Source organism: Frankia torreyi (assembly GCF_000948395.1).
Lineage (GTDB): Bacteria > Actinomycetota > Actinomycetes > Frankiales > Frankiaceae > Frankia > Frankia torreyi.
This window is the reverse complement of the sequence record NZ_JYFN01000013.1, coordinates 1-13,290: the sequence shown is the minus strand read 5'-3', so window position 1 is coordinate 13,290 and position 13,290 is coordinate 1. Positions and strand designations below refer to the sequence as shown.

15 protein-coding genes are annotated in these 13,290 nt (G+C 72.4%); 10 read left to right on the top strand and 5 right to left on the bottom strand.

What is annotated here, in order from left to right:
• The first annotated feature begins 137 nt into the window (after positions 1-137).
• Positions 138-578: a DUF3311 domain-containing protein gene (locus tag FF36_RS10340; RefSeq protein WP_082121809.1), complete on the top strand. Its 441-nt coding sequence runs from the start codon at positions 138-140 to the stop codon at positions 576-578.
• The gene (gene mctP / locus FF36_RS10335) at positions 575-2,353 is read left to right on the top strand and encodes a monocarboxylate uptake permease MctP (protein WP_052681037.1); all 1,779 of its coding nucleotides are present in this window, start codon (positions 575-577) and stop codon (positions 2,351-2,353) included. Before FF36_RS10340 ends, mctP begins: the two co-directional genes overlap by 4 nt.
• 102 nt (positions 2,354-2,455) lie before the next feature.
• On the opposite strand, the gene FF36_RS10330 is transcribed toward mctP, so the two are convergent.
• A complete protein-coding gene (locus FF36_RS10330; protein WP_044884801.1) occupies positions 2,456-2,851 on the bottom strand; it encodes a type II toxin-antitoxin system VapC family toxin in 396 nt (131 codons plus the stop codon).
• A gap of 11 nt (positions 2,852-2,862) precedes the next feature.
• A complete protein-coding gene (locus tag FF36_RS10325) occupies positions 2,863-3,093 on the bottom strand; it encodes a FitA-like ribbon-helix-helix domain-containing protein (protein ID WP_044884887.1) in 231 nt (76 codons plus the stop codon).
• 253 nt (positions 3,094-3,346) lie between these two features.
• Here FF36_RS10325 and FF36_RS10320 point away from each other — a divergent pair, with 253 nt between their 5' ends.
• The 3 genes from FF36_RS10320 to FF36_RS10310 all read left to right on the top strand — a co-directional run bounded on the left by FF36_RS10320 (position 3,347) and on the right by FF36_RS10310 (position 6,185).
• Positions 3,347-4,603, top strand: a complete 1,257-nt coding sequence (locus FF36_RS10320; protein ID WP_044884800.1) for a M20 metallopeptidase family protein — start codon at positions 3,347-3,349, stop codon at positions 4,601-4,603.
• A 130-nt stretch (positions 4,604-4,733) separates the two neighbouring features.
• Positions 4,734-5,351, top strand: a complete 618-nt coding sequence (locus tag FF36_RS10315; protein WP_044884886.1) for a helix-turn-helix domain-containing protein — start codon at positions 4,734-4,736, stop codon at positions 5,349-5,351.
• 267 nt (positions 5,352-5,618) lie between these two features.
• On the top strand, positions 5,619-6,185 hold the full coding sequence (locus FF36_RS10310; RefSeq protein WP_242422419.1) for an NUDIX hydrolase: 567 nt from the start codon (positions 5,619-5,621) through the stop codon (positions 6,183-6,185).
• 1 nt (position 6,186) lies between these two features.
• Here FF36_RS10310 and FF36_RS10305 read toward each other — a convergent pair whose 3' ends face one another.
• Complete coding sequence (locus FF36_RS10305) at positions 6,187-6,924, bottom strand: DedA family protein (protein ID WP_236705376.1); 738 nt, start codon at positions 6,922-6,924, stop codon at positions 6,187-6,189.
• Between the two features lie 51 nt (positions 6,925-6,975).
• Positions 6,976-7,830: an NAD(P)H-binding protein gene (locus FF36_RS10300; protein ID WP_044884799.1), complete on the bottom strand. Its 855-nt coding sequence runs from the start codon at positions 7,828-7,830 to the stop codon at positions 6,976-6,978.
• Positions 7,831-8,036: 206 nt separating this feature from the next.
• Here FF36_RS10300 and FF36_RS10295 point away from each other — a divergent pair, with 206 nt between their 5' ends.
• Together FF36_RS10295 and FF36_RS10290 are read left to right on the top strand one after the other, a co-directional pair.
• Complete coding sequence (locus FF36_RS10295) at positions 8,037-8,309, top strand: hypothetical protein (protein WP_052681036.1); 273 nt, start codon at positions 8,037-8,039, stop codon at positions 8,307-8,309.
• Between the two features lie 94 nt (positions 8,310-8,403).
• Positions 8,404-8,694, top strand: coding sequence for a cupin domain-containing protein (locus FF36_RS10290; protein WP_242418657.1), 291 nt, complete (start codon positions 8,404-8,406; stop codon positions 8,692-8,694).
• A gap of 29 nt (positions 8,695-8,723) precedes the next feature.
• Here the strand turns inward: FF36_RS10290 and FF36_RS10285 are convergent, their stop codons facing one another.
• A complete protein-coding gene (locus FF36_RS10285) occupies positions 8,724-9,311 on the bottom strand; it encodes a pyridoxamine 5'-phosphate oxidase family protein (protein WP_044884797.1) in 588 nt (195 codons plus the stop codon).
• A gap of 158 nt (positions 9,312-9,469) precedes the next feature.
• On the opposite strand from FF36_RS10285, the gene FF36_RS10280 reads away from it, so the two are divergent.
• From FF36_RS10280 to FF36_RS10270, 3 genes are all read left to right on the top strand, one after another.
• Positions 9,470-10,510, top strand: a complete 1,041-nt coding sequence (locus FF36_RS10280) for a zinc-dependent alcohol dehydrogenase family protein (RefSeq protein ID WP_044884796.1) — start codon at positions 9,470-9,472, stop codon at positions 10,508-10,510.
• Positions 10,511-10,908: 398 nt separating this feature from the next.
• Positions 10,909-12,042, top strand: coding sequence for an LLM class flavin-dependent oxidoreductase (locus FF36_RS10275; protein ID WP_044884795.1), 1,134 nt, complete (start codon positions 10,909-10,911; stop codon positions 12,040-12,042).
• Positions 12,043-12,171: 129 nt separating this feature from the next.
• Positions 12,172-13,080: an SAM-dependent methyltransferase gene (locus FF36_RS10270; protein WP_044884794.1), complete on the top strand. Its 909-nt coding sequence runs from the start codon at positions 12,172-12,174 to the stop codon at positions 13,078-13,080.
• The last annotated feature ends 210 nt before the right edge of the window (positions 13,081-13,290 follow it).

Genomic DNA, 13,290 nt, shown 5'->3' with positions numbered 1-13,290 from the left:
ACTCTCCCCCGTTCGCCCTGTGCAGTACCCCACGAAGGCCACACTCCCTACGGCCGCCTCCCCTCCACCCCGCAAGAATCTCACTTAAAGTCGTCATCTAACTCCCCTGCGCAATCTCTCTTCAGGAGTGACGCCGGATGACGCATGCCCGTGGCGCAGCCGATCCCGGCGGACGCCCCCGCCGATCCCGGGCCGCCCGCCGACCCCAGGCCGCCCGTCGTTCGGGGCAGCCGCCCGCCCGGGCGGACCGCGAGCCGGCGCCGGGCGGGGCAATCGGAGTGGGCGGGACAAACCGGGCCGGCGGGCTCGTCGCACGGACCGTCGCCGCGGCCGTGCTCGCGGTGCAGGTCGTCGCCCTGCTGCTGGTCGGCACCTACGCGCGGCGCGGGCCGCGGCTGTGGGGATTCCCGTTCTTCTACTGGTACACGCTGCTGTGGCTCCTGCTCGGCGCCACCGGGATGGCCGGCTGCACGTGGCTGCTGGGCCGAGCCACTCGGCCCCCCGCCGCGGCGGGCGCCCAGGCCAATCAGGCCAATCAGGCTCGACGGGACGCCGCCGGCGGCCGGGAGGACCGGTGACGCGGGGCGGCGCCAGGCTGGCGCCGACCGGCGGTGCTCCGCTCGCCGCGCAGCCGCTTCACACCCCCTTCCACGGGGTGGAGTTCGCGGTGTTCACCGTCCTGTTCGCCGCGGTGGCCATCCTCGGGTTCGGCGCGGTCCGCTGGCGGCGCACCGAGCCCGGACCGCTGGCCAGCCTCGACGAGTGGGGGCTCGGCGGGCGCGGATTCGGCTCGTTCGTCGCCTGGTTCCTCATCGGCGGCGACATCTTCACCGCGTACACGTTCGTCGCCGTGCCCGGCGCGATGTACGCGGCGGGCGCCGTGTCCGGCTGGTTCGCCGTCGCCTACACCACCATCGTCTGGCCGATGGTCTTCGTCCTGATGCCGCGGCTGTGGACGGTGTCGCACCGGCACGGCTACGTCACCCCGGCCGACCTCGTCCGCGGCCGGTACGGCTCGCGTGCGCTGGCCCTCGCGGTCGCCGTCACCGGCATCGTCGCGACCATGCCCTACATCGCCCTGCAGCTCGTCGGCATGCAGGCGGTGCTGGAGGTGATGGGCGTCGGGACGAACAGCGGCAACCCGATCGTCCGAGACCTGCCGATCATCGTGGCGTTCGGCATCCTCGCCGTCTGCACCTACACCGCCGGGCTGCGGGCGCCGGCCCTCATCGCGTTCGCCAAGGACCTGCTCATCTACGCCGTCGTACTGGTCGCCGTCGTCGTCCTCCCGCACCGGCTCGGCGGCTTCAGCGCGATCTTCGACGCGGCCGAGCGGAAGTTCGACGCGGCGAACGCCGTCGCGGCCGGGTCGGGTCGCCCGGCGACGGCCGTGTTCATCCCCGGGCCGAAGGACTTCCTCGCCTACGGCACCCTCGCGCTCGGCTCGGCGATGGCGCTGTTCCTGTATCCGCACGCGATCACCGGCGTGCTGGCGACCCGCGGCCGGGAGGTCATCCGCCGCAACACCGCCGTCCTGCCGCTGTACTCGCTGCTGCTGGCCTTCCTCGCGCTGCTCGGCTACGTGGCGATCGCCGCCGGGGTGCACACCACGAACCCGCGGCTGGCGGTGCCGCTGCTGTTCGAGCGGGAGTTCCCGGCGTGGTTCACCGGCGTCGCGTTCGCCGCGGTCGCGATCGGCGCACTGGTTCCCGCCGCGATCATGTCGATTGCGGCGGCGAACCTGTTCACCCGCACCATCTACGTCGGGCACCTGCGGCCGGGCGCGACGGCGGCCGAGCAGACCGCCGTGTCGAAGGTCGCGTCGCTGCTGGTGAAGGCCGGGGCGCTGCTGTTCGTCCTCGATCTGGACACCCAGAACTCGATCAATCTGCAGTTGCTCGGCGGGGTCTGGATCCTGCAGACGTTCCCGGCGGTCGTCCTCGCCCTGTGGCGGCCTCGACTGCACCGGCGAGCGCTGCTCGCCGGCTGGCTGGTGGGCATGTGCTACGGCACCGCGGAGGCGTACGCGCAGCACAGCGCGGCCGCCCGCCACTTCGGCGGGTCGCTGGCGACCGTGCCGGGGCTCGGCCACGCCGGCTACATCGCGGTGACGGCGTTCGCGCTCAACCTCGCCGTCGCCCTGTTCGGCACCCTGGTGCTGCGCGCCGCCGGCGTCCCGAACGGACCCGACGAGACCGCCTCCGACTCCGACTCCGACGAACCGGCTACCAGCGAACGCGACGCGAACGAACCCGACGGGAACGCACCTGATGCCCACGCATCTGACGAGACCGTGCCCGATCAGGCCCGCCAGGCAGTGGAGGCTGACGGCCAGACGCCGTCACAGCGATGACTCGATGACCGGACCGATCGAGGCCGCATCATGCCAGCGTCCTGGCCACCGGCTCGTCTTTCCGCCGCGAACCGGCGAGCTGGCTGCGCCCCACTGACGACGTCAGGCGTACACCTCGATCGTGCAGGTGGCCACACCGCCGCGCGCGATTCGGGCGTCGCTGGCGATCGGAGGAAGCCCCAGTGTCTCGGCGAGCGCGACGTACTGCGCGTCGTGGGCGCTGAGGTTGTGATGCAGCTCACGGACGCGCCGCCACAGAACCAGGGTTTCGTGCCGCACCAGCGGCAGAAGCCGATAGTCGGCGACTGCCTTCGCCGTCTCCCGCTCGGTCAGCTTGCCTCCCCGGCGCATCCCGAACAGTGCTGAAATCATCTCGTAGTCGAGCAGGCCGGGTGCCAGAAGCGACGCGACACCGGTGAGCCGGCGGCGCCCGGCAACGCCGCCCGTGCCGTGATCTGTCAGCGTTCGCACCAACGCCGAACAGTCGATGACCGCCATCTCGCCGCCCCTCAACGGCGCTTTCTGCCCTCGTCGATCGCGGCGAGGATGTCCGAGGTATCGACGTCGGACTGCGTCTCGCGGTCGAGGCGGGCCATCATGTCCGCCAGGGTCGGCGTCCGTGCCTCACGGGTGACCAGGTCGAGCAGGTAGGCCTGCAGGCTCCGCCCGCTCTGGGCGGCCTTGACCTTCAACGCCGCGAGAGTCGAATCTGGCACGTCACGAATGGTGATCGCGGTCACGACTGCATTCGTGCTGCCACGCCTGCAATATGCAGGCATGGCGCGCACGAGGTGGTCGCTACTGTCGATGTGCATGTCGGTCTGCCTCCGCAGGCGCCTGATCTCCCGGCTACCGTAGGTCCGCTGATGGTGCCCGGCCGGATCATTGTCCGGCGCGGGTCACCACACTGGCGTACAGGCTGGAGTCAGGGGCACCGCCGCACCTCGCCGGCGTCCGAGTCCTTTCCCTCCCCGCCCACCGAGAGGACCAGCCATGTCCGTGCTCGACGACGCGCGTTCCCTGTCGGACGACCTCGTGCACCTGCGACGTCGCCTGCACCGCGAGCCGGAGATCGGCCTGGATCTGCCGCGGACGCAGGACAAGGTGCTCGCCGCCCTCGACGGCCTCCCCCTGGAGGTCACCACCGGCCGCGGCGCGAGCTCGGTGACCGCCGTCCTACGCGGCACCGGCTACCAGACGGTTCCGGGGCGCGCGCCGTCGGTACTGCTACGCGGGGACATGGACGCGCTGCCGGTGCAGGAGAGCGCCGGGTTCGACCACGCCTCCACCGTCGAGGGCGTGATGCACGCCTGTGGCCACGACCTGCACACCGCCATGCTGGTCGGCGCGGCACACCTGCTCAGCGCGCGCCGTGACCGGCTGCCCGGCGACGTCGTGTTCATGTTCCAGCCCGGAGAGGAGGGCTGGGAGGGCGCCCAGCAGATGATCGATGAAGGAGTGCTCGACGCCTCCGGGCGACGGGTCTCGGCGGCCTACGGGCTGCACGTGTTCTCCGCGGCGCTGCCCCACGGCCAGTTCGGCGGCCGGACGGGCGCGATCACCTCGGCGTCGGCGATGCTGCGCGTCACCGTGCGCGGCGAGGGCGGGCACGGCTCGATGCCGCACCGCGCCCACGACCCCGTCCTCGCCACCGCCGAGATGGTCCTCGCCCTGCAGACGATGGTGACCCGTCGGTTCGACGTGTTCGACCCGGTGGTGCTGACCGTCGGCGTCCTGCGGGCCGGCACCCGGCGCACCGTGATCCCCGACGAGGCGTATTTCGAGGCGACCGTGCGCACCTTCTCCCCCGACACCGCCACACTGGTCGAGCAGGCCGCTCGCCGGCTGCTGCGAGGCATCGCCGACGGCCACGGCCTCACCGCGGACGTCGAGTTCGTCCCCGAACGACCGGCGACCGTGAACCACCCGGCCGAGACGGCACTCGCCGCCCGCGCCATCGCGGAGACGTTCGGCGAACGCCGCTACACCGACCTCGCGCACCCGCTGGCCTGCTCGGAAGACTTCTCCCGCGTACTCGCGCAGGTGCCCGGCAGCTTCGTCGCCATCGGCGCGACCCCCCCGGACGCCGACCCGCACACCGCGCCGTTCAACCACAGCCCCCGCGCCCGCTTCGACGAGACCGTCCTGCCCGACGGCGCCGCGCTCTACGCCGAGCTCGCCACCCGCGCCCTCGCCGCCGCCGCCGGCGGCCCGGAGCCGGACCCACGCCCCGGCCCGACCCGGCGATGACCCGACCCGGCGATGACCCGGCCCGGCGACGACTCGGCCCGGCGACGACCCGGCCCGGCCCGTCAAGATCGGATATGCCGGCAACGATCGGACTTGACAACAGGGCTTGCCGGCACGGCAAATGGGCCGCATGACCGCCACCGACCCGCAGCCGCCGGCGCGCGAGGTCCTCGACCGGGTGGGTCCGCGGCTGCGGGCCCTGCGCCGCGCGCGCCAGACGACCCTCGCCCAGTTGTCCGCCGCAACCGGGATCTCGGTGAGCACGCTGTCGCGGCTGGAGTCCGGCGGGCGGCGGGCGACCCTGGAGCTGCTGCTCCCGCTCGCCCGGGCGCACCAGGTGACCCTCGACGAGCTGGTCGACGCCCCGGCGACCGGAGATCCCCGGATCCACCCGCGGCCGACGGTCCGCGACGGCGTCGTCTTCCTGCCGATGACGCGCCGCCCGGGCGGCCCCCGGGCCTACAAGATGATCTATCCGCCGTGCACCCCGACGTGCCCGCCCGACCAACGGGTGCACGAGGGTTACGAGTGGCTGTACGTGCTGTCCGGGCGGCTGCGGCTGGTGCTCGGCGAACACGACCTGGTCCTCGGGCCGGGCGAGGCGGCGGAGTTCGACACCCGCACGCCGCACTGGTTCGGCAATCCGGACCCCGCTCCGCTCGAGCTGCTCAGCCTGTTCGGTCCGCAGGGCGAGCGGATGCACGTCCGGGCCCGGCCCTCAGCGGCCGGCGGCCCCGCCGGCCGCTGAGGGCCTCGACCCGCGACGACGGAGACCACGCCTCTGCCCGGCATCTCTCCCCACGCGCTCGTTCTCAAGCGCCTCACCCCGAGCGCCTCACCCGGTGCGATGTCCGGGACCGATCGCCGACCCGTTGCCCGGCCGTCAACGCGGCGTGCCCGGCGGCCGCGCCGGGGAATGGCGCAGCCCGTGCCATCATGAGGCCGTGGGATTCGCGGGCCGCCCGACCGGCCGCCCCGCCCACGCGCCGACGACGAGTACCGATGATGAGTACTGATGATGAATGAGGATTACAGATTGAATGATCGGGTGATCTCCGTGGTTCGGGACTATCTGGTCGCGTACCCGGCGGAGGCCGAGGGGCTGATCCCGCTGCTCGACCTGGCGACCACCGCGGCGCCGGTCACCGCCCGCACCACCCTGCCAGGCCACGTGACCTGCGGGGCGGTCGCCGTGGACACGACCTTTCGCGTCCTGCAGGTCCGCCACCGTAGCCTCGATCGCTGGCTTTTCCCCGGCGGGCACGTCGACGACGCCGACGCCACCCTCGCGGCCACCGCCCTGCGGGAGCTCGCCGAGGAGACCGGCGTTCTCCCCTCGGCCGTCCGGCCCCTGCGGGATCTCCCGGTCGACATTGACGTCCACGCGATTCCCGAGAATCCGGAGAAGGGCGAGCCGGAACACACTCACTACGATTTCCGGTTCATTTTCCAGATTCTGCGGTCCACGGGTCCGGGCACGGTGGACCTGCGCCTCGACGAGGTCACCGACCACCGGTGGATCCCGGTGTCGGATCTGGACGGACCCACCGGGGCGCGCATCTCCGCCGTGCTTGCCGGCTGACCTACCGCGCCGCGGTCGTCCGCCCGCGCTCGTCCGCCCCGCGCTCGTCCATCCCGCCGTCGCCCAGCCCGCCGTCGCCCAGCCCGCCGTCGCCCGCCGCCCGGTCCTCCTGGGCATGCCGGGTCGGCTGGGGATGCTGGGTCGGCTGGGGATGCCGCCGCGACCACACCCACCGGCCGCCCTCAATCGCCACGGTGACCGTCCCCGCCAGCCCGAACGCGAGCAGGAAGCCCTTCCACGGCGCGTCGGTGAAGGTGGACCCGCCCACGAAACCGAGCAACGCGTTGTAGCCGCTCCAACCGACGGCGCCGGCGGCGGCCGCCGGCACGAACCGCCGATAGTCGAAGTGCGTGGTGCCCGCCACCAGGGTGGTGGCGGTCCGGCCGCCCGGCACGAACCTGGCAGCGATGATCAGGGTGACGCCGCGGCGATCTAGGGTTCGCCGGGCCCAGTCGAGCGTCCGTTCCCCGCGTGGTCCCCGGACGACCAGGCGGGCGACGCGCTCACCGAACAGGCGCCCCAGGCCGTAGGCAAGGTTGTCGCCCGCGAACGCCCCGACGGCCCCGACAATCATGATCAGTATGAGGTTGAGGTCGCCGGAACTCGCGAGCACCCCGCCGGTGATGACCATCGTCTCACTGGGGACGACCGGCAGGACCGCGTCGAGCAGGCAGATCCCCCAGACCAGCAGATAGGTCCACCAGGCACCGGACATCGCGTCCACAAGTTGGTCGAACACAGCACAGGTCGTTTCCCGCCTGAGCCCGCGCAATCCGGCTGTGCGGCATGGTTATTGCCCGGAACGAAAGGCCGGCGCGTGGTCCGCGGCCCAGGTGGCGAAGGTACGCGCCGGCCGGCCCGTCACCGCACCGACGGTGTCCGACACCGCGACCGGCCTGCCGTCGCTGTCCGCCTGGTACCGCAGCAGCGTGTCGGCGATCCCGGGCCAGGCGGAGGGGCCCAGCTGCGCCTGTAGCTGAGCCCGTGCCTGGTCGAGCGAAAGGGCCTCGAAGCGCAGGGGGCGGCCGATCGCCGCACCGATCAGCTCGACCTGCTCGCGCGCCGTCAACGACTCCGGGCCGGTGAGGGCGTAGCGCTTCCCCTCGTGGCCGGGTTCGAGCAGCGCGCGGGCGGCCACCGCGGCCATGTCCCGCTCGTGGATCGGCGCGGAGTGGGACTCGGGGTAGGCACCGCGCACCACGCCCTCGGCCCGGATCGATGGCGCCCAGCCCAGCGCGTTCGTGGCGAACGCTCCGGGCCGGACGAAGGTCCACGCCAGCCCGGACGCCGCGATCGCCTCCTCCACGACCACGTGACGGCGGGCGATCGGGGTCGAGGTGTCGGGATCCTCGGCCGACAGCGAGGACAGCAGCACGATCCGTTCGACCTTCGCCGCTGCGGCGGCGTCGAGAAAACCGTCGATGCCCGCCGGTTCCGCGTAGAGGAACACGGCGGTGACGCCGTCGAGCACCGCCGGGATCGACTCCGGCCGGGCCAGGTCGGCCGCTGCGACCTGCACCCCCGCCGGCACGTCCGCCCGGGCCGGATCCCGGCTCACCACCCGCACCGGTGCGTCCACGGCCAGCAGTTCGTCGATCAGCGCACGGGCGACCGACCCGCGCCCACCCGTCACCAGAATCGTCATTCGCCTTCAGCCTCCTCGCGATGCACGGACTGATCCATCCTGTCGGTCCGCCCCGATCCCGCATCCGGCATCACGCTCGGCGACCATCGCCACCTGACGCGCCGCCGGATCCGCGATGACCGCCAGCCGAGCCAGTCCTCGTCGTGTTCAGCCTTCACGATGAAGTCCGGTTCACGTCAATCCGACGCGCCGGATATCTTTGTCCGGTGGACACAGTCGAGTTCCACATCAAACCCGCGGCGTTCCCGACTGGCACGGACACCGCCGTCGAGCCGTGGATGGGCTGTCGCTGCGGAGACCCGGGTTGCTGGCCGCTGACCGCCGACATTGTGCTGACCCCCGAGACGGTCGGTTGGCAGCATTTCCGCAACGGCCATCGGTCCTGGGATCTTCCTGCTCTCGGGCCGTTCCGATTCGCCACCTCGGACTACCTGGCCGCCCTGGAACGGACCAGCGACGGGCCCGATTCGACCCGGTGACGGACGGGACGGCCGGCACCCGTCCGACGAGGTCGCCGCGTGGCAGGACGCGCCCCTGCGGTACTACCGTTCAGGCATGGTGCGGCCGGCTCCCGTGATCGTGTCGAACGGTGTGGTGGTGCCCGCGGAGGCGGAGACGGTGCTGCGCGGTCAGGGCCTCGACCCGCAGCGCTGGTCCGCCGGCCCCGACGCCTGGTTCGCCGCGCATGCCCACCCGGAACACAAGATCCTCGTGTGCGTGGCCGGGGAGATCACGTTCTTCGGCGGCGACGAGCGGTGGCCGATGGCTCCGGGCGACCGCCTCGACCTGCCGGCCGGGACGCGCCACGAGGCGTCAGCCGGCCCGGCAGGCGTGACCTGCGTCGAGGCGTTCCGAGCCGGGTAGCCGCATTGTCGACAGCGCCCCGGTCGGAGTCAGGGGGCGCGGTCGGGCGGCGTCGGCGTCCAGATTCCGGCACGGCGCTCGACGACGACGGGAACGAGGCCGAACGGATCCGGGTGCAGGCGGCGGGTGAAGTCCATCAGCTCCAGCCGCAGGGGGTCGAGCCTCAGCAGCACGAAGTCGTCCCCGAGCGGGCCGGCGGGGAAGAAGGCGGCCAGACCGTCCTCCCACTTCGCGGCGCGCTCGCGCTCGTCGTCGACCACGCTGACGGTCGCCGAGACGCTCAGGTACGCCAACGCCGCCCGGTCCTCGACCGCGTACGCCACCCGGCTCTCGGGGTTCGCGGCGATGTCGGCGACCTTGCGGGAGCGCGGGCTGGTGCCGATCCACACGGTGAGGTCGTCGGTCACGGCGAGATGCTGGACGAGCCGGGCGTGGGGAGTGGCCTGGTCGCGGGCGGCCTGGTCGTGGGTGACCCGGCCGGACGCGTCGCGGCGAGCCGCGGCGCCCACAGTGGTCAGGAAGCCGTAGGGATTGCGGCGCAGCAGGGCCTGCGCGGCCGCCAGGGCCTCCTCGACGGGCCCCGCCCCCGCCGCGGACTCGGCACCGACATCGGGCATGGGACGGACGATAGCGACCGGCCGGGGCGACCACCCCGGCGCCCCGATCATCCCGGATCGGATAGCGTCTGGTGACAGGTACGGTTCCGGCCGGGCCACGGTCGGATCGCACCGCGGTGGGCAACCGCCGGGACGATGCGTCAGGGAGGCATGGGACTGTGCGAGCGACCCTGCTGGAGGACGTCGGGAAGATCGCGCTACGGGAGTCTCCCGACCCGGTCGTCCAGCGCCCCACCGACGCGGTGGTGCGCGTGACCGCGAGCTGCATCTGCGGCTCCGACCTGCATCCCTACCGGGGGAAGGTGCCGACCGCGTTCCCCAAGCGGGTCGGGCACGAGTTCGTCGGCGTCGTCGAGGACATCGGCGACGAGGTCACGACCGTGCGGCCCGGCGACGTGGTCGTCGCCCCCTTCCTGATCAGCTGCGGCACCTGCCGGTACTGCCGCGCCGGCCTGCAGACCTCGTGCGAGAACGGCTCGGTCTGGGGAACCGACGACCGGTCCGGTGCCCGCTCCGACGCCTGCCAGGGCGACTGGATCCGGGCACCCTTGGCCGACGGGACCCTGGTGCGGGTCGGCACCGAGCTGCCCGACGCGTTGCTGCCCGACGTCCTGGCGCTGTCCGATGTGATGGGCACCGGTCATCACGCCGCGGTCAGCGCGGGGGTGGGTCCGGGCTCCACCGTCGTGGTCGTCGGCGACGGCGCCGTGGGCCTGTGCGCGGTGCTCGCCGCCCGCCGCCTCGGAGCGGAGCGCGTCGTCGCGATGTCGCGGACGCCGAGCCGGCAGAAGCTGGCGGCCGAGTTCGGTGCCACCGACATCGTCGCCGGTCGTGGAGCGGAGGGCATCGCGCAGGTGGCCGAGCTGCTCGGCGATGGAGCCGACGCCGTTCTGGAGTGCGTCGGTTCACAGGAGTCGCTGGAGCAGGCCGCCGCGGTCGCCCACCCCGGTGGACGGCTGGGCTGTGTCGGCGCCCCGCTGGGCAACCTGCCGCTGGGCCTGTTGTTCATGAAGAACGTGCGGCTGGCGGGCGGGGTCGCGCCGGTGCGTGCCTACCTGCCCGAGCTGCTCGACGACGTGCTCGCCGGCCGGGTGCGGCCGGGGCGGATCTTCGATCTGGAACTGCCGTTGGACGAGGTCGCCGAGGGCTATCGGGCGATGGACGAACGCCGGGCGATCAAGGTGCTGCTGCGTCCCTGAGCGCCGCCGCCCCTGAGCCGGTCTGGCTGTCCGGATCGCTTTCGTGCCCACGGAAGCGGCGACTCACCGGGGGCGGCGACTCACCGGGTGCGGCGTTTCACCGTGCGCGGCAATGGACTGGACCCCGGCAGGGGCTTACCGTTGGGCCATGCGCGGAGATCCCACCCTGGTCTGCCGCCTGCACGTGGATTTCGCCCGGGTGGCGAGTGCGCTGTGTTGCGCCCCGCACTGCCCGGTGTCCCGCTGATCGGTGCCGCGGCCGGCCCCTCGGGCGGCTGATTCGCCGGCAGAATCCCGGACCACGCGTCCACCGGTCCGGACGCACCGTCGATTCGAGGCTCAGGCCTCCGATCCGTCCCTCGCCCGCCCCTCGCCCTCCGGCCATCCGGGAGACTCGCGTGAGCGTGCACGCCCACTGGTTCCTGCCCACCTCGGGGGACAGCCGCAACCTCGACGCCGCCGCGGTGAGCGCCAAGGAAACCCCCCACCTGCAGCCCGCCGCCCAGCGGCCGCCGAGCATCGGCTACCTCGCCCAGATCGCCGCCGCGGCCGAGCATCTCGGCTACGAGGCCGTGCTCACCCCGACCGGCACCTGGTGTGAGGATGCCTGGCTCACCACCGCGGCCCTGCTGCGCGAGACCACGCGGCTGCGTTTCCTGGTGGCGTTCCGGCCCGGTTTCCTCAGCCCCACCCTCGCCGCGCAGATGGCGGCGACCTATCAGCGCATCTCCGGCGGACGGCTCCTGCTCAACGTGGTCACCGGCGGCGACGCCGACGAGCAGCAGCGCTTCGGCGACTGGCTGAACCACGACGCCCGCTACCGGCGCACCGAGGAGTTCCTGCAGGTCGTCCGGGGGGTGTGGACGGGCCGGCCGGTCAACTACGACGGCGAGCACTACGCGGTGCGGGGTGCCACCGTCCGCGAGCGTCCCGATCCGACGCCACCGATCTTCTTCGGCGGCGCCTCCCCCGCAGCCGAACTCGTCGCCGCCCGGCAGGCCGACGTCTACCTGCTGTGGGGCGAGCCGCCGGCCGCCGTCGCCGAACGGCTCGACCGGATGCGGGCACTGGCCAAGGATCAGGATCGCGAGCTGCAGTTCGGCATCCGGCTGCACGTCATCACCCGGGACACCGCCGGCGCCGCCTGGGCGGTCGCCGACGAGCTGCTCGCCCAGCTCGATCCGGCGGCGATCGCCGCGGCGCAGCGACGTTTCGCCAGAACCGAGTCGGTCGGGCAGCAACGGATGGCGGCCCTGCACCGCGGCAGCCTAGACGCGCTGGAGATCTCCCCGAACCTCTGGGCGGGTTTCGGCCTCGTCCGCGGCGGCGCCGGTACCGCGCTCGTCGGCAGCCACGCCGAGGTCGCGGACCGCATCGCCGAGTACCACGATCTCGGCATCGAGCACGTCATCCTCTCCGGCCACCCGCATCTGGAGGAGGCGTACTGGTTCGCCGAGGGCGTCCTGCCCCTGCTGCGACACCGAGGACTGCTCGCGCCGTCACCGGTGTCGGCGGACGCGATCCGGGCCTGACGGCGCGGCCGCCGCACCCGGCTCGTCGATCGATGACGTCGCCGCCGGGGCACCCATACGGGGCGAGCTACGTGCCGGATACGCCCGATCCCGCACCGCAGGCGCGCAGTCACCCACTATGGTGGTTCCGTGACAATCCGCCAAGACGAAGGGCACAACGCGCCGGAGGGCGCCGGCTTCGACCTGAAGGTCGACGTGCCGCATCCGGCCCGCATGTACGACTACTTCCTCGGCGGCAAGGACAACTTCCCCGCCGACCGGAAGACCGCGGAACAGGTCCTCGACGTGTTTCCGAACTCCCGGATCGTGGTCCGGCAGAACCGCCTGTTCATGACCCGGACGACCCGCTACCTGGCCGCCGAGCTCGGGGTACGCCAGTTCCTCGACATCGGCACGGGCATCCCGACCTCGCCGAACCTGCACGAGGTCGCCCAGGGCGTCGCCCCGGACGCGCGGATCGTCTACACCGACAACGACCCGATCGTGCTCGCCCACGCCCGCGCCCTGCTGGCCAGCACCCCGCAGGGACGCACCGCCTACATCGACGCGGACCTGCGGGACACCCGCCGCATCCTCACCGCCCCCGAGCTGCACGAGACCCTCGACCTGACCAGGCCGGTCGCGCTGTCACTCATCGCGATCTTCCATTTCATCCCGGACGGCGACGACCCGTACGGGATCATGCGTCACCTCGTCGACCTGCTCCCGTCGGGCAGCTACGTCTCGCTGACCCACCTGACCGCCGACTTCGACCCGGCGATGCGCGAGGTCGAGCGGGCCTACCTGGCCAGCGGCGTCCCCATGCACCTGCGCACCCGAGCCGAGGTCGAGCGGTTCTTCGACGGCCTGGATCTCGTCGAGCCCGGACTGCAGGTCGTCCACCGCTGGCGGCCCGAGCTCGCCGCCCCGGCCGAGACGGACCCGGCCGGCGACGGCGCGACCGCGACAGACCCGGCCGCCCGAGTGAAGGCCATCCCGCTGTCGGAGCTGACCGACGCCCAGGTGAGCATCTACGGCGCAGTCGCCTACAAGCCCTGAGGGCGGGCTGGTGAACACCTCACCCACACGGGCGCCGTCTTGCGAAACCTTACCGACAGGCTGACATAACGAGGAATTGTCAAGACCTGTGGATGGTGATCGTTAGGCGGCTTGGTTGACGGGTGTGGTGGTGGGTCGTTCGACGAGCTGGCCGGCTTCGAAGACGGCGCCGGCGCGGACGAGGGCGACGAGGTGGGGTGCGTTGACCGC